Below are 21,737 nucleotides of genomic sequence, written 5' to 3' on the forward strand. Positions count from 1 at the left end.
TCATTACAGACCTGACAAAGACTATTGCCTTGCAACCTACTTTGTCATTACAGTCATTACAGACCTGACAGACATTACATGACGGTCTGGTCGGGGAAGTGACGAACGAAAGGTGCAGGGGGCATGCAGATCCCAACTCTTTGGACACGCGAGACCTGGCGGCGGGCAGCAACGCCGACGATCCCGGCCGTCTATGTGACCGCCGGTCACATGGTGTCGGAGGCCACCGATCACCACGCCGACTACGTCGGTCAGGACCTCTGGGTCGTGTCGTGGATGCCCGGACGCCAGCTCACCCGGGACCAGGCGCGCTCCGCGATGAACATCGCGGTGGCGCCTGATCTGCCCGAGGTGGAGCGCTGGGCGACCCGGGTAGGACTGACGGCCGCCGAGGCGCGCGGTTTCGTCGCGATGCCGGCGGTGGCGTGATGCGCTCCTACACCACCGGCAAGTGCGTGACGGTCACTGTGGGTGACCGGTTCACCGATGTGTACCGCGACGGTGCGCGGGTGCTGCTGGTCGTCGAGATCGCTGATCCGTGGACCGATGCGCAGGGTCGTGAGCGCTGCTCGGTGCTGTACCGGGTCGTCGTCCGTGACGGCAATCCGGTTGCGACCAGCCGGGTGCAGGAGATCGACGCGGCCCGGTTGACCGATCCGAAGCTCTACGCGCGGGTGGGTGAGCAGTGATGACCCGAGATCGGCATATCGACATCTACATCCCGGTCGGGCCGGGCTCGGACTCCGGATTCGGCGGGGTCGGTGTCGTCGGCACGATGGCCGGCCTCGTCGGTGCGGTCATCGGGTTCGCCGTCTGTGTCTGCGTGGCGGTCAGCTGCGCGGATTTCGGTGACGGCGGCGAGATCCCGGCGTCGACCTGCGCGCCGTTCTGCTCGACCAGTGCGGCCACCACGACCGATATGGAGGTGGCGCGGTGAGCACCACGAACGATCCGATCTACCGCTCTGACCGCGCGTGCGCTGGCCAGGAGCAGGCGCTGTTCTTCCCGACTCCGGGCCGGATGGTCGCTGTTCGCAGGGCGCAGGCGATGTGCGCGGGCTGCCCGGTACTGGCGCAGTGCGCGGCGTGGGCGGCTCCGCTGGTGGAGCGCAAGGACCTCGTGGAGTGCGTGGTTGGCGGTGTCCACGTCCCGGCTTGGTCCGCCCGCGGCGAGAAGTTCGAGGCCGCCGCCCAGGAGCTGGCCGAGGTTGCTCTGCTCGGGCACCTGTCCGGCGCGGAGACGGAGGCCGCGTGATGGTCACCGAAACCACCACTGGCGTGCAGCTTTTCCAGCTGCACCGCGACCGGGACCGGACCGGTTACAGCGGGACCGGCGTCGTCGCCGATGGGGTCGTGTGGCCTGACGGGACGGTGTCGATGCGCTGGCGGGGCCCGGTTCGCACGACCGTCGAGGCCGCGAGCCTCACCGATATCGAGACCATCCACGGCCACGACGGCGCGACCCGCGTCGTGCTGGTGGCCGATTTCCTGACTGGAGGTGCGGCATGGACCGCAGCGTGAAACAGCCCGCCGGCAGCACGGATATGTCGGCGTTTGGCCCGCTGGCCGCGGTCGTCGGCGGGTTCGGTGTGGCCGGGGCTGCGAATGCCTCGATGCGGATCGGTGAGGCGTGGTACGGCGGGCCCGACCAAGATCCCAGCTGGAACCCGATCATCCTCAGCTTGAACTTGATGACGGGGGATCTGGAGTGGACCGCCGCCGCGACCGGTGGTGCGGTCACTCTCGGTACCGGGACGGCTCTGGCTGCGGTCGGGTCGATATGGGCTGTGCGGGCGGGCTGCCGCAAGTGCAAAGCCATGTACCGGGACCGGGGCCGTATCCGCCGCGAGGCGATCGATTCGCAGGCCCGCTACATGGCCAAGGGCAAAGAACTCGCCGGCCTGGGGCTGAAAGCGGTGCTGGCCAAGGCGTCGAGCCTGAAGGTCGAGCTGCGCGAGGATGACGCGCCGGGTGTGATGATCGCCCGCGCGGTCGCCGATGGGCAGACCCTCTACGCCTCGTATGAGGATCTGCACCTCGATATCTGGGGTCCCCGCTCGGGTAAGTCCACCAGCCGCGTGATTCCGGCGGTGATGGAGGCTCCGGGCGCGGTCCTGGCGACGTCGAACAAACGCGATGTGGTCGACGCGACCCGCAAGGCGCGGGCGACCGAGGGCCGCACGGCGTGGGTGTTCGATCCGCAGGGCGTGGCCGCCGAAGCGCCGACCTGGTACTGGGACCCGATCGCGTGGGTGGCCGGTACCGATGGCGGTGCGGGTGCCCAGGAGCGGGCCGCTGAACTCGCCGGCCATTTCGCGGCGGGCAGTGAGGCCGATACCCGGGATGCGTTTTTCGATCCGGAGGGCGAGGACCTGCTGGCGGGCCTGTTTCTGGCGTGCGCGCTGAGCAAGGCGCCGATCACGCAGGCATTCACCTGGGTGACCTCGTCGACCGATACCGAGCCGGTCGAGATCCTCGACAAGGCCGGGTACGACCTGGTGGCCGGTGCGCTGTCGTCGCAGTATCAGGCCCCGGACAAGCAGCGCAGCGGCGTGTTCTCCACGGCGAAGAAGATGGCCTCCTGCTTGAAATACGAGCGGATCCGGCCGTGGGTCACTCCGGCGGCCAAGGGCGAGGCCGAGCGCCGCGAGTTCACCGCAGAGCAGTTCGTGACCAGCCGCGACACCCTCTACCCGCTGTCGAAGGAGGGCAAGGGCACGGCGGGGCCGTTGGTGACGGCGTTGTGCGCTGCGGTCGCCGGTGCTGCCGAAGCCGAGGCGACGCGGTATCCGGGTGGGCGCCTGCCGGTTCCGTTGATGGTGGTGCTGGATGAGGCCGCCAACATCGTGCGGTGGGCGGCGCTGCCGAAGATGTACTCCCATTTCGGGTCCCGCGGCATCGTCGTGATGACCATCCTGCAGTCGTGGGCCCAGGGTGTGCGCTGCTGGGGTGCGGAGGGCATGACCGCGCTGTGGTCGGCCGCCAACATCAAAGTCCTCGGTAGCGGCCTGGATGATGCGGCGTTCCTGCGGGACCGCTCCGAGTTGATCGGGCCGCATTACGAACTGACGACCTCGGTGTCCAAGTCCAAGGACAGCCGGTCGACGTCGACCTCGCGGTCCAGCGAAACCACCCTGCACGCCTCGGACTTGGCGGCGCTGCCCAAGGGCCGGGTCGTCGTGTTCTCGTCCGGCCACCGGCCGACGCTCGCGCAGAGCGTGCCGTGGTTCGAGCGCCCCTACGCCGATCAGATCCGCGCCGCGCTCGACGAAGCGGCGAAAACCCCTGAATCCGAGGCTGTGCGCCACCTGCACGTGGTCCCGCCCGTGCACGACGACGAGGAGAAGTCGGCATGACCGATATCGACAACACCACCCCTGCCCTCGGTGCCTCCGGTGACGGGTTCGACGAGGTCCCGCCGGATTACGACTACGACGCCCCGCCGCCGGAAGGGGTCGACTACCCCGACGATCCCGAGTTCGAGGCCGCACCGAACGAACTCGCCGGCGCCGTGGCCACCGTGGCGGCCGGGGGCACCGAGCCGGGTGAGCTGACCGACGTGCTGACCGAGGCGGTGCGCAAGGCGGTGGCCACCCAGGTCGCCGAGGCTGCGAAGAAGGTCGCCAAGGGCGTGATCGCGTCCGCACTGACCACCGCCGTGGTGGCAGGGATGCGTGAGACCGCCGTGAACGAGGCGGCGGTGGCCACCGACCCCGATCGTGTGGTCGAGGAGCCGGAAGAGCCCAAGCCTGAGAAGCGGTTCGCCACCTTGGACGCGTTCGTGGAGGAGTACATCGGCCAGACCTACCGCCGGGAGGTCACCGCCCGCGGGACCGAGGAGAAAACCCGCTGGTGCCCGGAGTGGTGGAACCACGGTGAGGCCGTGGCGCGGCTGACCCATCTGTGGGCGGCGTTCGAGCAGATGCGCCTCGATCCGGGACAGGCGATGTCGGCGTGGTGGATCCAGCACTGCGATCCGCACATGGACCGGCTCCTGGACGCCCAGGGCCCGTTCAAGTACTGCTCGGTCGCGGGCGGTCACAAGGACAAGCTGACGGCGTTGCCGACCGTGACGCCGCCGGCCGGACTGTTCGTCGACGACGAGGACAGCGACTCCGACCCGCAGCCCGCCGCGCCGCTGACCTCCTCACGGCTGATCCTGCCCGCCGCGCCGACCGGTAACCGGCGCGTCGTCTACCGGTCATTCCCGTGAGCGCACCGGCACATTCGCAGGGGTCGTGGGAGACGATCACCGGCGCCCTGGACCAGGCGGTCGGCCCCGGCCGCCCGTCCGGGGCGTGGACGCAGTACTGCTGCCCGGTCCATGAGGGCGACGGCCGCGGACACCGGCCCAGCCTCGGTGTGAAGTACGACAGCAACCAGCAGCGGACCGTGGTGCGGTGTTTCGCGGGCTGCGACAACGAGCAGGTCCTGGAATCGGTGGGGTTGCAGGTCCGCGACATGTTCGACCGCAAAACCACCCGCTCCGGAACGGACCGGGCCCGCGCGCCCCGCCAGCGCCCGCGGCCGGTCTCGCGCGCCGAACGCGCCCTGGCCGCGGCCGGGATGCCCACCGTCCAGCCGAAGAAGCCGGACAAGGGCGCCCAGACCTCACCGTGGAAAACCACGGCCACCTACGCGTATATGCGCGAGGACGGGTCCGTGGCTGGTGAGGTCGTGCGCAAGGAAGCCGATTTCGAGCACGGCGGCGGCAAGGAGTTCCACCAGCGGCGCTGGAACCCCGAGACAGGCCGGATGGAAGCGGGTGGGTTCGCGCCGATCCCGTACCAGCTGCCGCAGGTCCTGGCGCAGGTCGCCGCGGGCGGCGTCGTCTATGTCGTCGAGGGCGAAAAGGATGTCGCGGCGGCGGAGTCGGCCGGTCTGGTCGCCACCACCAACGCCGGTGGCGCGGCGGTCTGGTCGGGCGAGCACGCGAAATGGCTGGAAGGCGCCTCGACGGTGGTCATCGTCGCCGATGCCGACCCCGCCGGATATCGCCGGGCCGAACGGGTGATGGCCACCGTGGCCGGCCACGTCGGGCGGGTGCGGGTCGTCGGGCCCGCGACGGGCAAGGACCTGCACGACCACCTGATGTGCGGTCACGAGATCGGTGAGCTGGTGCCGATCCCGTACCTGGACCCCTACACCCGGCCCCCGAACCAGCAGCGGGCGGCGCCGGCCGCCGAGGCCGGGTCGGAGGCCCCCAACCCTGAATCCCCCGCAGCCGAGGCCGATCCGGTCTCGGCTGCGGTTTCTCACCACCTCGAAGGAGATCCCGATATGGGCAAGTACATGATGGCGCCCGACCTCGATGAGCGCCCGCCGCACAGTGATGAGGTCGACCGGATCGGCGGTGATTTCGCCAGGTACATGAACCTTTTTCTCACCCACCTGATCCAGATGGCGATCCGCAAAGCCGCCCAGCGTGTGGAAGACGCGCTCATCCTCGCCCAGCGGGAAGAGGACCAGCGTCGCGCCGAGGAGGCCCGGATCGCGGCCGAACGCAAGGCCGTCGAGACCCGGCTGGCGGCGATGGAGAAGCGCGGGTGGGCCAACGCCAGCCGCGAGGAACTCGCCGATGCGGTCCTGCAAGCGCGGGCCTGGTCGCCGGAGTCCGACGCCGCGAAACAAGCCTGGTACCGGCTGCGCTCGCACATCATGGGCGAGTACGGCATCTACATCGGTGACGATGACGAGGTCGCGTTCAACGGCCGCCCGGCCGAGCTGAGCGCGGCAATCGCTGCCTCGCAGTCCGAGCGGGTGCAGGACGCGCGGGCCCAGCGTGCGCACGACCGGATGGTGGAGACCGTCGCCGCCCAGCAGGGCCTCGACGAGTCGACGAAACAGAGCCTCTACGCCGAGATCCGGGAGTGGTCGCGGACCCCGTCCGCGGCGACACTCGACGAGCTGGGCAAGAAGCTGGCGGCGGCGAAGGTCCCGGAGAAGACCGTGGCCCAGGTCCGGTTCATCGGGGTGTATCTGTCCACCCAGGCGCCGGTCACCGACCCGGGACGTTCCACCGCGGCGCCCTCGCTGACCGGCACTCACCTGCTGCGCCAACTCGATTCCGCGCTGGTCGACCCCGGTGAGGAGATCAAACCGCGCATCGATGCGCTGCTGGTGTCCTACCAGGATCAGCTGCGGGCGGGCAAGGTCACCGAGCTGACCCAAGCGAAGCTGGCCAACGCGGTGCGGCTGCTCAGCCCGCAAGAGCAGGAAGCGGTCCGGGAGCGCGGGGCGGCGATCCGCCGGGAGCCGACCAAGCAGTTCGCGCAGATGTTCCCCGATCACGTCGACCGTGATGCGCTGGGCAGCGCCGTGCAGCTCTACGCGTCGCTGCAGCCGGAGGCCGACCGGCTCGTGGTGGTGGCCGGGGACTACGACTCCGCCGACGCGGCGGCGTTGCGCCAACGCGCCGACAAGGCCCGCAAGAAGATCCGGACCGCGATCGACTCCGGCAAAGGACTGCACCAGTTGGAGCGCGACCAGCTGGAGATGGTGCTGCGCGACGTGGACGCCGGCCGGACTCCACCGGCGATGGTGTTCACCGACGACCGCAGCGCCGCCGCCGCCGACTCCTCGCGCGCCGACAGCATCGCCCGCACCACCGGCCGCCAGGTCCGCAAGGAAACGATGGAGATGCTGACCGGTATCGGTGTCGACCCCGATACCGCCCGGTCGCTGCGCATCAACGTCGAGGGCGTGGTCGAGGACCAGGTCCACCTCGCAGCGGGCCGGATGTCGCTGCACGACTACGGCGATATCGGCCGCCAGGAGCAGCTCGCCGCGGCCATGACCGGCGCCGGTATCCCCGAGCCGGTCCGCAACCGGGTCATCAACCATGTGGACAAGGCCGCCACCGAGGCCGCGATCACCGGCAAACAGGCCGCCCGGATCGCCGAACGGTGGGCCGACCGCACCGAAACCGTGGCCGCCGCCCGCAATACTCCGGCGCCGGCACCGGCCTACGACAGCAAACACCGGCGCCTGGAGCGCGAGATCCGGCTCAAGGCGCTGGGGCTGAACGAAGACCAGATCGCCCAGCACATGGCCGCCGACGCGGGATCGGCGACCTCGGTCTCGGCCGCGATCCGCAACGCGCCCACCCACAACGGCAGCCGCGTCAACCCGATCGGTACCGGGGTGCGGCGCACCCACCACCGCGGCCGGGGCGACGACGGGATCGGACGCTGAGGCCAGACATGACCGCCGTTGAACCGGAGCAGCCCGACACCTACCCGTGGCGGGCTGCTCCATCTCACCTGAAAACCCGCCGTCAACTGCGGGCTATGGGGTTGAGCCCCAACGCCGAACCCACCGCACGGATGGTCCGCGAGGCTACCGGCCGCAAACGCCGGCGCCTGTGGGCTCACCTGTTCGACACCCGTCTGGCCGCCCCGAAGCGCACGGCCACACCTGCCCAGATGGAGGCCGTCGCCAAGGCGGTGCGCGGACGCCAGATCCGCGCCGCCGAACGCCGCGGGATCTCCGTCGAAGAACTCACTCAACAAGCCGATCCGGGACCCGCCTGGACCGGCACGCACGAAGAGAAGGAAGTACCAGCCATGTCCCTCAATGTTCTGGCCGCCGCCGAACTCATGATCTCCACGCAGTTCGGGTCGACCTCGATGCTGCAACGAAAGCTCAAGGTCGGGTTCGCGGAAGCAAACCAGCTCATGGACCAGCTCGAACAGCTCGGCATCGTCGGCCCGAGCAAAGGATCCCAGGCCCGCGATGTGCTCGTCACCCCCGCCGAGGCCGCGGCCGTCGCCGAGTCCGTGAAGGTATCCGCGCACGCCGCCGAAGGAATCACCATGTCCGACACGTTCACCGATCCCGACAGCGACCGCACTCGCGCCGCGACTGACGCCGACATCCTCGACGACCAGCGCAGCTTCTACGAAACCTCGCTAGACAACATCGACGTCGACCACGCCGAAGACCTCGCGCTGCACCTGCAGGACCCGGCAGCCACCGCCGAGCAGTTCGTCGACAACCGCGACTCCCGCGCCCACCACCTCGAAAAGAATCTCGGCCGGGTGCAAACGGAACTGAACCAGCACCTGCGCACCCACCGGGAGACGCTGGCCGCCGATCCGATCTGGGGTCCGCGGATCGCCGAGCAGGACACGCAAGACGCCGGCACCCAACCGCGCCTCGGGGAGGCGACCGAGCCCGGTCAGCGGCTGGCACAGCTGCACGCGCTGATGGCGGTCAACCGGGCCCGCCACGACCGCGACCAGCTGCGCTTCTTCCAGGACGCCGCCGACCGCTCCCGAACCGCCCTCGAACACGACCCCGAGAACCCCGACCAGCAGGCCAACGCCGCCGGCGCGGCGCGTGCGGCCGAGGAGTGGCGGCAGAAGCTGGGGCAGCGCGCGGCACGCTGGCAGGGCACCGTGCCGTGGCAGCGCTCCCGCGAGGCCCTGCCACAGGCCTTGGCCGATGCCCTGATCTGGCGGGAGCAGGACGACAAATCCCAGGCGATGGTCGAGGACCTCGTGGAGCACTACCGCTCCGGATGGGGTGTGGTCATCGACGCCGACGCGCTCACCGTGGCGATCGACCCCGATTTCGATCCGGCTCCGGTGCAGCAGTTCGACGAGGCCGCCGCCTTGTGGAGCCGCGAGGCCGCCGCGCTCGATATCGTCTCCGCCGCCCCGCTGACCGAAAGCGCCAAATCCGCAGCGGTGCACGCCTTGAACAACTGGACCGCCAGCTGGAACACCGAGGGCGGCTCCCACAGCTACATCGACACCCGCGACCAGCGCCGCGAACAACTGCGCAGCGAGCTGAACACCCTGCTGTCGCCGACCGACCGGGCCCGGGTCGAATTCACCGTCGACTACCTCAGTGGGGATGTGGCCGGGGTCGACCTGCTCGATACCCCGACCACCGTCGACCCGGGGGAAGAGGTCCGCGGCCGGATCCCGATGCTGCTGGAATCCTTCGCCGCCCAGCGGCTCTCCCCGCAGGGGATGGGGGAGGAGATAGCGGTGATGACGGCCGCCGACCAGGACAAAGTCCGGAATGTGGGGCGCGAGATCGTGGCCGGCCGCAATCCCGACCTCGCGGTGTGGCCGGGCTACGTCGACCGCGACTGGGTGCTCACCGAGCTGCGCCAGTACGCCACCGACGCCGCCGAGCAGTACGAGGTCGCGGACTGGATCACCGAGAACGACATGTCCGGGGAATCCCCCGAGATGTTCGGTGTCGGCGATGAGAACGAGGCCCGGCTGCTGCGGATGGACGAGGCCCGCAACCGGCTGCACGACATCGCCACCGCACCAGGGCGCAACGGGCTGGCGTCGATGGAACGTGCCCAGCTGGATGCGACACTCGCCGATATAGACACCGGCCGGATCCGCGGCGAGAAGGACCTGCCCGTCCTGATGTGGGCCGATGACCGCACCCGCGCCCAGATCGACGAGGAGCGCCAATTCGAGGCCGGATCCCACATCGGCCGCGACACCTGCCGCAGCATCGACGCACTCGTGGCCGGCACCGGCCGGGAGTTCGACCAGCGGCAGCAGGAGACGCTGTCCACGGCGGTCGCCGGTGTCGGTGCCGCGATTTCCAGCGTCGCCACCGGCCCGGGACTGGAGACCCTGGACACCCAGCGGCGCCGGTACAGCGAGAAGGTCCGCGGCCTCGGTGAGGCGCTGGCCCGCGCGGGTATCGACCCCGGCACCAAGCAGCAGGTCCGCGAAGTCGTGGACCGCAACGCACGCACCGCCGGCAAGTTCGGCCGCGCAACCACCGAACGGGAACAGCGGTGGAAGACCCGCACCGAACAAGTGGTCAGCGCCCGAGACGACGCGATCGCTCAGCGCCAGGCCGCCGACGCGGGCCGCGCACCGCGCCAAAACCGCAACTGCGCGACCCGGGCCGACCGCGGGGCCCAACCCAGCACACCCGCCCCGACCCGAGCCGCAGGCCGCCGTCAACTGCACAGCGACCTCGGTAGATAAACCACCCCCGGAATAGAGCTCAGCCCCTGGCGACCGGTAACCGCCAGGGGCTGAACTGTGTCCCGGACCGAACGCCGCCCCCTCGAATAGGTTGCAGCCCAACAAGATCGGAAACGATTCTTGTCGGTGGCCGGTGTCATGCTGCGTGGCTATGACAGTTCATCGAGTACGCGCACACACAAGAAACGGGCGTCCCGTACGGGCGCATTCACGGCGATCACCCGGCAGCGCCGGGCCTGTGGGGCTTCTCGCTCTCTGCGGAATGGCAGCGGCAGGGCTCATCCTGGTCGGCGGCAATACCGATTCCTCCTCGGGCAGCACCCCCGATACGACCCCGGTACCGCCGCCGGCACCGGCAGCCGTCTCGCCGGGCAATGCCGGTCCCGTGGCCGGGCCTGCCGGGTGCTTCCCGTTCCAGAGCGACTGCAACTGACCTGCTCACTCCTGGATTGGCGCGGGATCGGAAGCCGAGCAGGCCATCGCGCGGAGACGGTCCAGGACTGCGCGGCAGTCGGAGAGGGCGCTGTGGCCTCCTCCGAGCGGCTGCCAGGTGTAATCACCCCAGTAGTCGCTCCAATCGCCGAACCAGCGGGAATACCACTGCATCGCGCATTCGGCGCGCACCGTTTTCAGCCACGACCGGGCCGCCGGGTGCATGGTGAACAGGTCCAGGTTCGGCGCCAGGTCGAGGGTCGGTTCGGCCATGCGGTAGTGGCGGTCGAGGTCGTTGCGCAGGACCGAGATATCGAAGACCGCGTTGTAGATGATGACGCGCTGGCCCGCCAATACCCGGGTGAGGTCGGTGAGGATGTCGCTGAACGTCGGCGCCGAAGCGACCGTGTCGTCGCCGATCCCGTGAACGGCTCGCGCGTCCTCGGGGATCGGGATCTGTGGATTGACCCGGGTGTCGAGCAGCGTATTCCCGGCAGCGTCGGTAACGGCGATTTCGACGATGTAGGCGCCGTCGAGCCCAGTGGTCTCGGTGTCGAGAACAACTGTGGCCGGGTCGGCGAGCACGTCGGCCGCCCACACCGCAGCAGCAGCCCGGTCAGCGGCGAGTTGGGCCAGGAATTCCTCGTATTCGGCGATCTCCCGCGCCTGCTCACACGATTCGCAGATCGTCTCCCGATATTTGGACACCGAGACTCGGACCGCGGCGCATACCCGGCACGGGGCCGTACCTGCCAGGGCCCGCCCCGCGGCCAGGGCCGCGCGCTGACGGTCGGTGAGGGCCCGGATCGGGCGGGCCTGCTCGACGGCGTAGAGCGGGCAGGTCTGATGGCCGGTGTAGGCGAAATACAACCAGGCCACCGGGGTCAGCCCGGCCGGTGAAAGCCGTTGCGCCCGCAACTGCGAGGCGGTACACAGCCCCTCGGGAGCGAGCCCGCGCCGGTACACCGGCCGCCCCTGCCGGTACCACATGATCGAAGCGGCGGCGGCCGTAGACGTGGTCCTGACCGTGTCCTGCATTGTCGGTGCGGCCATCTCGCAAATCCCTTCACTGATGGGGTGATCCCAGCGCGGAAACACCGACAGTAAACCACAAATATGTGACATGAAAAGTTGCTCTCACCAGCTCAGATTAGCTAAAGTATCCACGTGGATACTTCAAATGATCCGCCCGTTTGCGAGGCCGCCGAACCCGCCCCGGAGACCACTGAGGAGGAGCCCGGACCGGCGCGGCAGTACTCGACCGGCAAGCTCACCGCCGCGCAGGCGAGGGTGGTCAGCGCCTGGCGCCACCAACTGCGGGTGCGAGACCCTCGATGGGGGACCCGTGACCAACTGCCGCGGGCGTCGAGTTCGGATTGCCTTGCGGCAGCGGTGATAGACCTGCTCGACCGGGCCGAGCCCGGTCCGCTGCAGTTGATCCGCTATGCCGACCAGCTCCGCCGCACGTTGGCCGGCGCACGCGGCCGGGAGGCTCCTGCGGTGTCGGCGGCCTCGTTCTACCTGCCCGGCGAGTACGCCGACCAGCTCGACGCCCTACTCACCGGTGCGCAGGAACATCACGCCGAACTGCTGGACGAAGCCCGCGAGCAGGTGCTGGCCGAACTCCCCGACGGGCCCCGTACTGCCCAGGTCATGGCGATGATCTCGGCAGTCGCCGAACGCGGTGTCCCGTTCCGCGTCTACCGGCTACCCGCCGGCGTCGTCGCCCGCCGCGCGATCGACCGGTGGGCACGACGTTCCCCGGCCTCGGTGGTCGCTGTGGCGGTCGGCTACGCCAGCGAGAGCCACCAGCAGTTCCACAAGGCCCGCAAGGACATGGGCATCGCCGACCGCCTCTGAACAGCGCAAATTTAAAGTATCCATGTGGATACTTCTGGTAACGCCGCATAGGAACGGCCTGGTGCAGTGGCGCTTTCCGCTAGGAAATCAAGTACCACGGTGTGTGGTTCCCCGGGACCAAAACCGGGCCATGTGGCTGCATCCATACCCGGCGGCAGAGTCGGTGTAGCCCTGCCCGGCGCGGTCGGCGATCAGCAGCCAGAACGATTTCGCGGAGGGGAAGTGGCGGCTGGTCTGCCATGTGTAGCCCGGCAGCTGGCGGCGAAGCCGGGACAGTATGTCGGTGGCGATGCCGTTGCCCCACAGGTTCTTCTGCACGTCGATATTGGCGATGTAGCCGATCCGGCACTCGTGGCAGACCAGGTAGTTGACCTTCCCCACCGGCCATTCCTGCTGATCCCGGTGCCAGAGTGTGATCGAACGGTAGTCGGTCGCAGCTCCTTCGGTGATCGTCGGGCCGTAGGGCTCGTAGCGCACCGCCCGTCGCACCTGCCACCGCCGCCAGTTCCGGCGCGGATCCATCTTCCGCAGAAACGGATACCGCGGCCTCGGCCACAGATACTGCGCGAACCGGTCCTCACCCTCGGTGGGGTCCTGTGCCGTTTCCTCGCCCGCCATGGTCATCTCCTCAGCACGGTGCCAGGGGGAAGCACGCCGGTGGCGGAGCAGCAGGTTCCGGCGGCGCAGCGGGTTTCGCGGGCACGACCGCCGAAGGCGCGACCGGCCCCTCGGTGCGCTCGGCAGGTGAGTCCATGTGAGTGAGAGTCAGAACGACCAGCACGAGAATCCCGCCGACCAGCAGCGCCCCGAGGGCCCACAGGGTCGGCATGACCGAGGCGCTGCGCGATCCCGGATAGTACGGAGACCGGCCACCACCCCGCCGCGGCGCCGGCCGATCCGTGAAGCGGGTGTACCCCTTCACGTTCGTGCCGCCCAGACGTCCCCCGCGCGCATGCCCCCGTGGCGACTCGATCCCCATAGCCGAAGTATGACGCGATGATCCGACACACCGAACCGGTTCGGACGGGTTCACCTCGGTCACCACCGGCGGGCAGCAGACCTACAGACGGAGATCGTCCCGGCGTGCGGATGTATGTCTCTATGTATATAGACATACAATCCTGGGTGACCCCCTCCACCTCCGCCGCAGTTCACCGGGTGTTTCCGGCCAGTAAGGGTGATGTGTTTTGATCACATCACGGAATAGGGCACCGAGGGTGGCACCGAATAGGGCACGGAAAAAATCTCATCGGACCAGGGGTGGCGAAAACCCGCCAGGCGCAATCCGAACGGACACGGGCGCCTTGTCTCGGTACCGGCCGGCCAGCCTTCGTCCCGCAGTAGCAGGAGCTTCGCATGGGGTCGTCTTGCTACTCACCGTTGCGGTGGGGATGCGCTGACGTGGGCAACCATGACGGGTAGTGGCACCGCGGCTCCGGAATGGAGCGGTTTCGACGCCGCTGTCCGTCATGGTTGCCGTCGTCGCTGACGCGCTGCCTTGCTCTTGCAGGCCGCCGAGCAGTAGACGGCGTCGGCCCGGCGTCGGACCCCCTGCCACACGACTCGACGGCAGACAGGACATTGGATCCCGGGGACGATCAGAGCACCACTGGCGATTCCGGCTTTCTCCGCGCGGGTGAGGTCGGCGAAGGCGTGGACGATCCGCCGGCCTCGGTCGTAGCGGTCGACCATCCGGACACGGCGGCGGTAGGCGCGGGCCACGCAGGCAGCGGAGCAGTAGCGGCGACGTGGATCGGCGCCGCGAGGTAGAAGATTCCGGCAACCCGCACAGCGGCGGGACCGGGCCCGGCCAGCCACTGTTCCGATTCTTCTCCGCTCGACTACCCGTCGCACCCCTGGTTTCGATACCGAGGATTGGAGACCAACCCGATTCCGTCGTCGAGGACCGCTCGCGCACATCGGTGTGGTCAGCGTCCGGAGCATGTCTCTATGTACAAGAGACATGTATTCCTGGGTAACCCCCGCTCTGTATCCGCACAGGATACAGGGCATTTCTGCCCAGTCGGGCATGGGGTGTTTTGATTTCCCCACGTATATCGCCACGTATTTCGCCACGTAAAACCCCACGTAAAGTCCTCGACCGACGCAGGCATGGCGAAAACCTGCCAGTCACCCGCCCTGCCTGCACAGCAGTGCGCCCCGGCGGATACCGGCCGCCGGGGCGCACTGGATATCGGGTGAGGTCAGGCGATCGCCTCCGTGGTGTGCAGGACCTCGCGAAGCTGGGCTCCGAGCCAGGCCCCGACTGCTGGGCTCACGGCGTTGCCGAAGCCGTCGACCTGGTCGCGGGCCGCGCCCCACACTTTGAAGGTGCCTTCCCGGTCGGGCAGGGTCGTGTCGAACCCGCAGCCCGCCCCCACCTCGGGAGCACCGAGCATCCGGAGGTAGAAGTCCTCGACCGCCATCTCGGCCAAGGTGGTGCCGGTGAGCAGTCCCGGGATCTGCTCGGAGGTGACCGTGGGCATCGGTTCGGTACCGAGGGTGGGCAGGGTGTTCTTCCGGAACGGGATGATCCCGGTCATCAGGCCGAGCGTTTCGGAGGCGACCACGGTCGGCAACGGTGTGTCCAGGCCGCGCGCGGCGCCCTGGAAGTTGTTGACCGCCGCCCACAGCGCCGAACCGGTCGACAGCAACGCGGTCTCCTGCTGGCTGGTCTGCGTGGTCAGCGGCTGCCAGAGGTGCCGCTCGGACCCGCGAGAACTCTTCGCGGGCATGAGGAACGCCGGGAATTCGCCAAACCTCTGTCGGCACCGTTCGATCCGCGCCATCGTCGCCGGCGCGAGCGGACTCCACACCTCACGGCCGTCGACGACGTATTTCTTCAGTGGCCGATCCCCGATCCGCGTACCGGGGTTGGTGAGATCCAGGGCGTGCAGCGAAGGGGTCATCGGCGGGACGACCTCGCGGTGGCAGCGAGGGCACCGGTAGTTGTATTGGGTGCCGTAGCGGACCGTCCCGTTCGGCGGAATGCCGGTTTTCCATGACCACACCGCTTCCACATCGTCATCACACGCGACGCAGCGAGACAGCGGCCGATGCTCCAGATCCGGAGCAGGTAGCCGCCGGTCCCACAGGGCCAGGTAGTAGCGGTCGCGGGACTGCGGCACCCCGAAGAACTGGCTGTTGAGGTAGAGGACCTTGTGGTCGTAGCCCTCGATATCGAAGCGGCTCAGCCAATACCGGTAGGTGGAACCGTCACCGACGCTTTTCCGATTCGGTAGCGCCGGTCCCCAGGAGGTCAGCTCGGTGGTGCATTCCACCAACACCAGGCTCGGATGGTGTTTCCGGACGTAGGCCAGCACGCAGTTCGCGGTCGCGCGGTCGCGCTCGGAGCGGGTGACCCGCTTCTCGAACTCGGGATCCTGAACCCCGAACAGGGTCCAACCCTCCTCGTAAGCCTTCTGCGTGTTCGCCTGCGAATGATTGACACACGAGATTCCGGCGACCAAAAGGTCGGCGGCGGGCAGGTCCTCCGCCGAGTGGTAATCGGCAGCCTCGGGATTCACCAGATCGGCGATCCAGTGCTCGACCGTGGGGTGATTGGCCTCATGCACGCCGATCTTGTACTCGTTGTGATTGGCCGCCATGATCGTCTCGAACCCGGCCATCTCGATACCGAGAGTGAGCCCACCGAACCCCGAGAACAGGTCCACGGCCACCGGATCGTCGTGGCGAAACCGCCGCCGACGCACTGCGGGCCGGTGTGTGGCGGTGCGGATCTTCGCCGGCGCGCTCATGCCTGCGCCTCCACCGCGACGACGCGGCGGGTCGGCATTTGGTCCCAGGTCCGGCCCTCGAGCAAGCGGCCGTTCTGCTTGGGTGTGCGCCCGCCCCACTGCTTGAAAAAGAATCCCGTCCCGGCTTTCACGCACTGGTCGCGCAGGTCCAGCGCCCAATTCGGGTGCATCGGCCGCGCGCTCGGCCCGGACTCGCCACCGACGATCACCCAGTTCAGCGACGGCACCGGCTCCCATTCCGCGCAGGCCCCGCCACAGGCGCACTCGTAGGCGTCGCCATCGTCGGGCCAGCGGCAGCGGCAGCCATCCGGGCACCGGTGCGGGAACAGGTGCTCGTACAGGTCGACTGGCCCGATCAACGGCTCACACGACAGGAACCGCACCGCCGCGGGGATCCGGTGCAACTGCGGAATCCGCTGATCGGCGGTGTCCTGGTTCTCCACCGAGACCCCGAACCAGACGTTCGGAGGGAACATCAGGCCCTGCTCGACCATCCGCCGCGCCCGCAGCGGCCGTTTGGTGAGGACCTGGTAGGTGTGCTGCGGCGTCGCGGCCATCACCTCGAACACCTGGTGCACGAAATCGGTCGGCACCTGGGCGTGGAACAGATCGGACATGCTGTTGACGAACACCAGCTTCGGGCGGCGCCAACGCCGCGGAATATCCAGCGACGACGGGTGCACCGTCACCCCGAACCCCGGTCCCGACGTGCGCGGATCACCATCACGCTGGTACTTCTCCGCGCCCATTCCCTTGAGCCTCTTGGCCATCGTTAGCGCGTAGCACGAGTCGCAGCCTGCTGATATCCGGTCACAGCCGGTCACCGGGTTCCAGGTGACCTCGGTCCATTCGATTGCGGTCATCACACCCCCAAAGTGTGAACAAAGTAGACAACTATGTTCACACTTTGAAGCATGGACGACTGAGTGTCAACTATATTGGCAACAATGTGTGCAATGCTGTCGGGTATGACGCAGCAGAACGAGCACCGCGCCGCCATCCGCGCCGCCCGCGAGGCCTACGACCAGGCCCGCGTCGAACTGTTCGCCGCCATCCGCGCAGGACTCGACGCCGGCATCGGCGTCAGCGCCGTCTCCCGCGACGCCGATTTCTCCCGCGAGTACATCACCAGGATCCGGGACGGCAAGGGCCCCAAAGACGCTCAGGTGTGAGGGCTAGGAGACGTACCCTCGGAATATTGAGCCGAATCGGGTACGGGGGAGGGTGTCGCGGTGGAAATCTTCGAGCAGCGCTATCGGTGGTACCTGGAGATGCTGCGGGATGAGCCCGCACTCGGCATCCGTGAGCTGGAGACCGTTGAGCGGCAGATCCGCCGCGTCAACCACGACTTCGAGCACGCCGATATCGACCCCGATCACAGATTGAAGCTGATCAAGCTCCGTAACGAGACGATGACCAAGCTGACCGCCGCGCAGCACCACGCCCGGATCGATGACGCCCGCGCAGTCGATGACCAGCAGCGGCGCGATAGGAGGCTCCGGCAGGTGCGGCTCGATCAAGAACGCCGGCGCGATCAGGGACGCGGGCGGGACAGGTGACGTGGCCGGTCTGGCGCCGGTGCGCCGGCGTCGGGAAGATAGCGAGATGCAGCCGCCCGCGGTCGTGTTGACCGAATACGCACCTGAAGACAGATCTGCACTAGAGCTGTGGTGGAAGAACGCGGCAGTGGCGGGGTACCTCGGCGACCTGGGAAGGCTTCTGAGGGAGTCCGAGGTGGGGTCCAGGATGACGGACGGTTACATCGCGCGCCCGACGCTGCGCTGGATGGCGCGACCCTCACCTACCGGCGAGCCGTTCGGCTTCATCGCAGTTCAGGTCACCGGCGATCGGGACGCCTCGTATGCGGTGGTGCCGCCTCTCTCAGGTGGTGTGAACATCGCCATTGACCCATTGCGATGTGGAGGCGGGCTCGGTCCAGCCACGATGAAGGCCCTGCTTGCGCAACCGGAACTCGCCGACCTGGCGACTCTGGGAGGTGCAGTGGATGTGACGAACCTTCCGTGCCTCAAGATGCTGCTGAAGCTCGGTATCAGCAGGGGCGCGCTTCGGGGAAGCGGCCGGAAGGTGTTCTTCGACTTCGTCATTCCCCGGACTTCGGAGCGGGACGAGTAAGGGATCTGACCGCCGGTGAGGGTCGCGTCTTTGGTGCCTACCGGCGGCCAGAGCGTTCGTTGCCAATGCTCAGAACGGGAGGGAGGAGCCCAGGTCCTGGATGACGGTGCGGGCGATCTCGGCGCTTTCCTCGCTCGCCGCCTCGACGGCGCTAGTGGCGATGGGTGAGAGCAACCCCTTAATCATTGTCAGACCGCGCTTGATGCGGCCTTGGTTCGGCTCCTCTTCGACCACTTCGGCGAGCACGGTGTCGACATTCGTGCGCACCTCGGCTTCGTCGTCGCCGTCGAGAGGAAGCGAGGGCAGGCCAGCCAGCAGTTGGGCGAGAGTTGCCGCCAGCTGCTCGTAGCCGGGGGCGATCTGTTCGCTGCGGCTCTGGCCCTGGTTCACGGTGTCGTTGTCCCAGGCGATCTGTGCGTTATCGCCGGTGACCGTGACGACCGGCCCGTGATAGTTGGTCACCGATCCGACGGCAGGATAGACACCGTCGTACTCGGTTTCGACGGGCACGCGGATCGGGTTTTTCGCGAACTCCCGTTCGATCTCGCGTGCCATGTTGCGAATGCCCTGCTTATTGATTTTGAAGCCGCTGTTACCCACCTCTACACCCTCCTAAACGCTCAGTTTCGACGGGTTCAATCTTCCACGTGCGTCCGACAGCGCCGCGAGGGGCTACGGCATCGAGATGTCGTCTCATAACCAAGGTTTCAAGACACCCCGCCGAGATCCTCGGGCCCGGAATGTAATCCCACGTCAAGGAGTCTCGAAATCTTGTCTCGAATTGTCGTCGCAAAACTTCGTAACGGTGTAAAATTATGAGACTACTGATCGAGTTGGGAGAACCACCATGGCGATTAATACCGCGAAGCTGGCCGAAATCGAGAGCGCGCTGACCGATGACGTACTCACCGATGAGGAACTGGCAGACCGCCTCCGCGATGCCGGTCTCCCGGAAGTGGCGCGGATCGTGGATGGGCTGCGCCGGTGAGCGGGACACCGCGCGACTCCCCGCTCCGCATCGTCCACCTGCCCTCCGGGTTCACCTCTTCCGGAGAGAAGGTCCGCGCCTGCTGTACATGCGGCTGGCGCACCACACCCCGCGTCAGTGAGGCCCGCGCCCTGTCGGCGTTGTTGAACACGCACGGCCACAACGATCCCCTGTGTCAGCTGTGCAGACGCGACTACAGCGGCCTGGACTGGTTCGAGATGCTCACGCACCACGTCGAGATCCTGACCGAACCCGCTTCGCGTAAGCAGTTCCTGGTGTGCCGCGGACTGCCCAAGTCTTGCCGGGAAGGTGCAGCCCAGAATCAAGTACACCTGGACCGCGCCGCGGCCGACCTGCTCGACATCGAGCTGCCCCGACCAACGCTGCGGGTGGTGCGGTAGTGGATCTCGGCTACGCCCGCGTCTCAACCACCCACCAGGACCTCGAACGACAGCTGGTCGCGCTCGGCGAGCACGGGATCTCGGACGAGCGGATCTACGCCGACAAGAAGACCGGCGCCACCGTCGACCGGCCAGCGTTCAAGAAGATGCTGAAGTACGCCCGCGAAGGCGACACCATCGTGGCAACCAACCTCGACCGGCTCGGGCGCAACCTACGCGAATGCCTCAACGTCATCCACGACTTGAGCGAGCGCGGTATCGGGGTCAAGACCCTGCGCGACCCGCTGCCAATCGATACCACCGACACCTCAGGCATGGCCGAGATCAGCGTCGCGCTGCTCGCCCTGTTCGCTCACATGGAGCGGGTCTTCATGAGGGAGAGGGCCGCTCACGCCCGTGAGGTCGCCAGCGCGCAGGGTAAACAGCCCGGCCGGCCGCGCAAGCTCAACGCGGCCCAGCTCGCCATGGCCCGCGCCGCACTGCGCGAGGACCAGCCAGTCGGCCAGGTCGCCGAGGTGTTCGGAGTCTCGCGCGCCACCCTCTACCGCTACCTCGCCGAGGAAGCAGAGCAAAACCAGATCGAGAACGAAACGAAGGAGTGAGCCCATGGCAAGGCTCATGTCGGTAGCGCTGACCGAACCCCAGGTACGCGCCCGCAGCAAAACCGTCACCCGGCGCATGGGCTGGCACGTCCTGCAACCGGGGGACCGGCTGACCCTGTGCCGCAAGGTGATGGGCCGGCGCCGCGGTGAACCGCTGGTTCGGATCGTCGACGTGCGGGTGCTCGCGGTGCGCCGAGAACGGCTCGACGAGATCACACCGGATGAGGTCTTGGCCGAGGGCTTCCCGGAGATGAGCCCGGCCGAGTTCGTCGAGTTCTTCTGTGGCAGCCACAAGGGCTGCACACCGGAAAGCACCGTGACCCGGATCGAGTGGGCCTACCTCGACCAGGAGCACGAGCAGTACGCGCTGCTGTAGCCCCGCCCCCAGAAGCCCCCGAACGCTCGACCGAGCTCCGGGAACCGAGAAGGAAGAAAAGAGATGAACTGGCAGAACGAAAGCTACGCGGACGCCTCGGGAGACCTGGCGGCCAGCTGGACCTTCCGAACCGAAGGGTTCAACGCCTTGGTAGGCCCCGGGGAACCCATGGCGGTACCCGAGCCCATCACCGGCGATGACCGACCGACAGTGACCATCTGCGGATCGATGCGGTATTTCCCGCTGATGATCGACGTCGCCGCGGAGCTGACGCGCAAGGGCGCGATCGTGCTCATGCCCTACAGGGTGGTCCCGCCCGGCGAGCAGAGCGGACCGGACAAGGCCGCCCTCGACCAGCTGCACCGCGACAAGATCGACCAGAGCGCCGCCGTTGTGGTGGTCACCGACCCGACCGGCTACTACGGCGACTCGACCCGCGGCGAGATCTGGCACGCGATCAACACCGGCAAGCCGGTCACGCTGTGCCAGCGCACCCCCGAAATCTCCGGTACCGGCCAGGAGCTGGCGGCCGACGAGGACCGGACGATACTGCTGCCCGAGTTCACCCCGGAAGCGGCCAGCATTGCCGATGCCCTGCGTATCGCCGCGATCGAGGGAGCCGAGGGCGGTTACGCCTGCGGCCACGACGCGGTCTACCTGTTGCCCGACGAGCTGTTGGCGAAACTGCCGGACCCGCTCGCCTGGGCGTTGTCCGGTGTGGAATTGCAGCCCCCGGAAGGACCGTGGCCGGAGTGGGCCCGCACCACGCACACGGTCAACTGGCCCCACCTGATCAGAACCCACCCCGAGGAGATGACCTGGAACTACGCGATGCTGGAGAACAACCTCGGCGCCAAACCCTCCGCGATCGCCGACGCCTACCGACTCCTGGCCACCCACGGCTGCCGCCCGTATCTGGAGGTGTGCCTGTGGGTCGACCCGGACGGAAGGATCGCCGTCGAACCGCTGGCGCTGAACGTCAGGACCCTCGTTGAGGTCGGACTGCTGGACCAGGTCGACAACATCCTGGTGGACAGTGGCCGCCCCCGCGAACTGCTACGCGACGAGGACGAAGCCTTCTGGAGTCTGATCGCCGCCTGACAAACACCCAATAAAAGAGAACCGGCCGGCTGCAATCCGGCCGGTTCTCGCGTTCCAGGGTCGCATGGGCGAACCAGTGCCCGAATTCGCGATCAGGACGCAGGCCGATTCAGGCC

Annotated in this window: 24 protein-coding genes and 2 pseudogenes; 20 read left to right on the forward strand and 6 right to left on the reverse strand. The window is 67.7% G+C overall.

Annotation, left to right across the window (positions count from 1 at the left end; genetic code table 11):
- Positions 1 to 123 precede the first annotated feature (123 nt).
- From ABZ827_RS30025 to ABZ827_RS30075, 11 genes and pseudogenes are all read left to right on the forward strand, one after another.
- Entirely contained in the window at positions 124 to 429 is a 306-nt protein-coding gene (locus ABZ827_RS30025; protein WP_357244011.1) for a hypothetical protein, read from the forward strand.
- On the forward strand, positions 429 to 689 hold the full coding sequence (locus ABZ827_RS30030; protein ID WP_357244014.1) for a hypothetical protein: 261 nt from the start codon (positions 429 to 431) through the stop codon (positions 687 to 689). Before ABZ827_RS30025 ends, ABZ827_RS30030 begins: the two co-directional genes overlap by 1 nt.
- Positions 689 to 937 carry a hypothetical protein gene (locus tag ABZ827_RS30035; protein WP_357244017.1) on the forward strand — a complete coding sequence of 83 codons (249 nt, stop codon included), beginning with the start codon at positions 689 to 691 and terminating at the stop codon, positions 935 to 937. The genes ABZ827_RS30030 and ABZ827_RS30035 overlap by 1 nt, the downstream gene beginning before the upstream one ends.
- Positions 934 to 1,254, forward strand: a complete 321-nt coding sequence (locus ABZ827_RS30040) for a WhiB family transcriptional regulator (protein WP_357244020.1) — start codon at positions 934 to 936, stop codon at positions 1,252 to 1,254. Before ABZ827_RS30035 ends, ABZ827_RS30040 begins: the two co-directional genes overlap by 4 nt.
- Positions 1,254 to 1,520 carry a hypothetical protein gene (locus ABZ827_RS30045; RefSeq protein ID WP_357244079.1) on the forward strand — a complete coding sequence of 89 codons (267 nt, stop codon included), beginning with the start codon at positions 1,254 to 1,256 and terminating at the stop codon, positions 1,518 to 1,520. Before ABZ827_RS30040 ends, ABZ827_RS30045 begins: the two co-directional genes overlap by 1 nt.
- On the forward strand, positions 1,505 to 3,355 hold the full coding sequence (locus tag ABZ827_RS30050) for a TraM recognition domain-containing protein (RefSeq protein ID WP_357244023.1): 1,851 nt from the start codon (positions 1,505 to 1,507) through the stop codon (positions 3,353 to 3,355). The genes ABZ827_RS30045 and ABZ827_RS30050 overlap by 16 nt, the downstream gene beginning before the upstream one ends.
- A complete protein-coding gene (locus ABZ827_RS30055; RefSeq protein WP_357244026.1) occupies positions 3,352 to 4,212 on the forward strand; it encodes a DUF4913 domain-containing protein in 861 nt (286 codons plus the stop codon). The genes ABZ827_RS30050 and ABZ827_RS30055 overlap by 4 nt, the downstream gene beginning before the upstream one ends.
- Positions 4,209 to 7,193, forward strand: a complete 2,985-nt coding sequence (locus tag ABZ827_RS30060; RefSeq protein ID WP_357244029.1) for a toprim domain-containing protein — start codon at positions 4,209 to 4,211, stop codon at positions 7,191 to 7,193. The genes ABZ827_RS30055 and ABZ827_RS30060 overlap by 4 nt, the downstream gene beginning before the upstream one ends.
- Before the next feature lie 8 nt (positions 7,194 to 7,201).
- A pseudogene (locus tag ABZ827_RS30065) lies at positions 7,202 to 7,450 on the forward strand (RRQRL motif-containing zinc-binding protein); the annotation flags it as partial.
- 126 nt (positions 7,451 to 7,576) lie between these two features.
- Positions 7,577 to 7,744: pseudogene (locus ABZ827_RS30070) on the forward strand (DNA translocase FtsK); the annotation flags it as partial.
- 2,488 nt (positions 7,745 to 10,232) lie between these two features.
- Positions 10,233 to 10,403, forward strand: a complete 171-nt coding sequence (locus ABZ827_RS30075) for a hypothetical protein (RefSeq protein ID WP_357244032.1) — start codon at positions 10,233 to 10,235, stop codon at positions 10,401 to 10,403.
- A 5-nt stretch (positions 10,404 to 10,408) separates the two neighbouring features.
- Here ABZ827_RS30075 and ABZ827_RS30080 read toward each other — a convergent pair whose 3' ends face one another.
- Entirely contained in the window at positions 10,409 to 11,455 is a 1,047-nt protein-coding gene (locus ABZ827_RS30080) for a 3'-5' exonuclease (protein ID WP_357244035.1), read from the reverse strand.
- A 114-nt stretch (positions 11,456 to 11,569) separates the two neighbouring features.
- On the opposite strand from ABZ827_RS30080, the gene ABZ827_RS30085 reads away from it, so the two are divergent.
- On the forward strand, positions 11,570 to 12,262 hold the full coding sequence (locus tag ABZ827_RS30085; protein WP_357244038.1) for a hypothetical protein: 693 nt from the start codon (positions 11,570 to 11,572) through the stop codon (positions 12,260 to 12,262).
- A gap of 87 nt (positions 12,263 to 12,349) precedes the next feature.
- Here ABZ827_RS30085 and ABZ827_RS30090 read toward each other — a convergent pair whose 3' ends face one another.
- From ABZ827_RS30090 to ABZ827_RS30105, 4 genes are all read right to left on the reverse strand, one after another.
- On the reverse strand, positions 12,350 to 12,880 hold the full coding sequence (locus tag ABZ827_RS30090) for a hypothetical protein (RefSeq protein WP_357244041.1): 531 nt from the start codon (positions 12,878 to 12,880) through the stop codon (positions 12,350 to 12,352).
- Positions 12,881 to 13,729: 849 nt separating this feature from the next.
- Complete coding sequence (locus ABZ827_RS30095) at positions 13,730 to 13,984, reverse strand: hypothetical protein (protein ID WP_357244044.1); 255 nt, start codon at positions 13,982 to 13,984, stop codon at positions 13,730 to 13,732.
- A gap of 482 nt (positions 13,985 to 14,466) precedes the next feature.
- The gene (locus ABZ827_RS30100) at positions 14,467 to 16,020 is read right to left on the reverse strand and encodes a DNA cytosine methyltransferase (RefSeq protein ID WP_357244047.1); all 1,554 of its coding nucleotides are present in this window, start codon (positions 16,018 to 16,020) and stop codon (positions 14,467 to 14,469) included.
- Positions 16,017 to 16,883 carry a phage Gp37/Gp68 family protein gene (locus ABZ827_RS30105; protein WP_357244049.1) on the reverse strand — a complete coding sequence of 289 codons (867 nt, stop codon included), beginning with the start codon at positions 16,881 to 16,883 and terminating at the stop codon, positions 16,017 to 16,019. The genes ABZ827_RS30100 and ABZ827_RS30105 overlap by 4 nt, the downstream gene beginning before the upstream one ends.
- A 105-nt stretch (positions 16,884 to 16,988) precedes the next feature.
- Here ABZ827_RS30105 and ABZ827_RS30110 point away from each other — a divergent pair, with 105 nt between their 5' ends.
- Genes ABZ827_RS30110 through ABZ827_RS30120 form a run of 3 tightly spaced genes read left to right on the forward strand, consistent with a single transcriptional unit; the run spans position 16,989 to position 18,153 of the window.
- Positions 16,989 to 17,192: a hypothetical protein gene (locus ABZ827_RS30110; RefSeq protein WP_357244052.1), complete on the forward strand. Its 204-nt coding sequence runs from the start codon at positions 16,989 to 16,991 to the stop codon at positions 17,190 to 17,192.
- A gap of 60 nt (positions 17,193 to 17,252) precedes the next feature.
- On the forward strand, positions 17,253 to 17,579 hold the full coding sequence (locus tag ABZ827_RS30115; protein ID WP_357244055.1) for a hypothetical protein: 327 nt from the start codon (positions 17,253 to 17,255) through the stop codon (positions 17,577 to 17,579).
- Positions 17,580 to 17,625: 46 nt separating this feature from the next.
- On the forward strand, positions 17,626 to 18,153 hold the full coding sequence (locus ABZ827_RS30120) for a hypothetical protein (RefSeq protein WP_357244058.1): 528 nt from the start codon (positions 17,626 to 17,628) through the stop codon (positions 18,151 to 18,153).
- A gap of 69 nt (positions 18,154 to 18,222) precedes the next feature.
- Here ABZ827_RS30120 and ABZ827_RS30125 read toward each other — a convergent pair whose 3' ends face one another.
- Positions 18,223 to 18,753 carry a hypothetical protein gene (locus ABZ827_RS30125; RefSeq protein ID WP_357244061.1) on the reverse strand — a complete coding sequence of 177 codons (531 nt, stop codon included), beginning with the start codon at positions 18,751 to 18,753 and terminating at the stop codon, positions 18,223 to 18,225.
- Positions 18,754 to 19,000: 247 nt separating this feature from the next.
- Between ABZ827_RS30125 and ABZ827_RS30130 the strand changes: the two genes are divergently transcribed.
- From ABZ827_RS30130 to ABZ827_RS30150, 5 genes are all read left to right on the forward strand, one after another.
- The gene (locus ABZ827_RS30130; protein ID WP_357244064.1) at positions 19,001 to 19,141 is read left to right on the forward strand and encodes a hypothetical protein; all 141 of its coding nucleotides are present in this window, start codon (positions 19,001 to 19,003) and stop codon (positions 19,139 to 19,141) included.
- Positions 19,138 to 19,542 (forward strand): hypothetical protein, encoded by a 405-nt coding sequence (locus tag ABZ827_RS30135; protein WP_357244067.1) that lies wholly within the window; start codon positions 19,138 to 19,140, stop codon positions 19,540 to 19,542. Before ABZ827_RS30130 ends, ABZ827_RS30135 begins: the two co-directional genes overlap by 4 nt.
- Entirely contained in the window at positions 19,542 to 20,144 is a 603-nt protein-coding gene (locus ABZ827_RS30140) for a recombinase family protein (protein ID WP_357244070.1), read from the forward strand. Before ABZ827_RS30135 ends, ABZ827_RS30140 begins: the two co-directional genes overlap by 1 nt.
- Positions 20,145 to 20,148: 4 nt before the next feature.
- Positions 20,149 to 20,520, forward strand: coding sequence for a hypothetical protein (locus ABZ827_RS30145; RefSeq protein WP_357244073.1), 372 nt, complete (start codon positions 20,149 to 20,151; stop codon positions 20,518 to 20,520).
- Positions 20,521 to 20,583: 63 nt separating this feature from the next.
- Entirely contained in the window at positions 20,584 to 21,621 is a 1,038-nt protein-coding gene (locus ABZ827_RS30150; protein ID WP_357244076.1) for a hypothetical protein, read from the forward strand.
- Positions 21,622 to 21,737: the final 116 nt, after the last annotated feature.

Origin of the sequence: Nocardia sp. NPDC019395 (assembly GCF_040632335.1) — a bacterium.
Taxonomy (GTDB): Bacteria; Actinomycetota; Actinomycetes; order Mycobacteriales; family Mycobacteriaceae; genus Nocardia.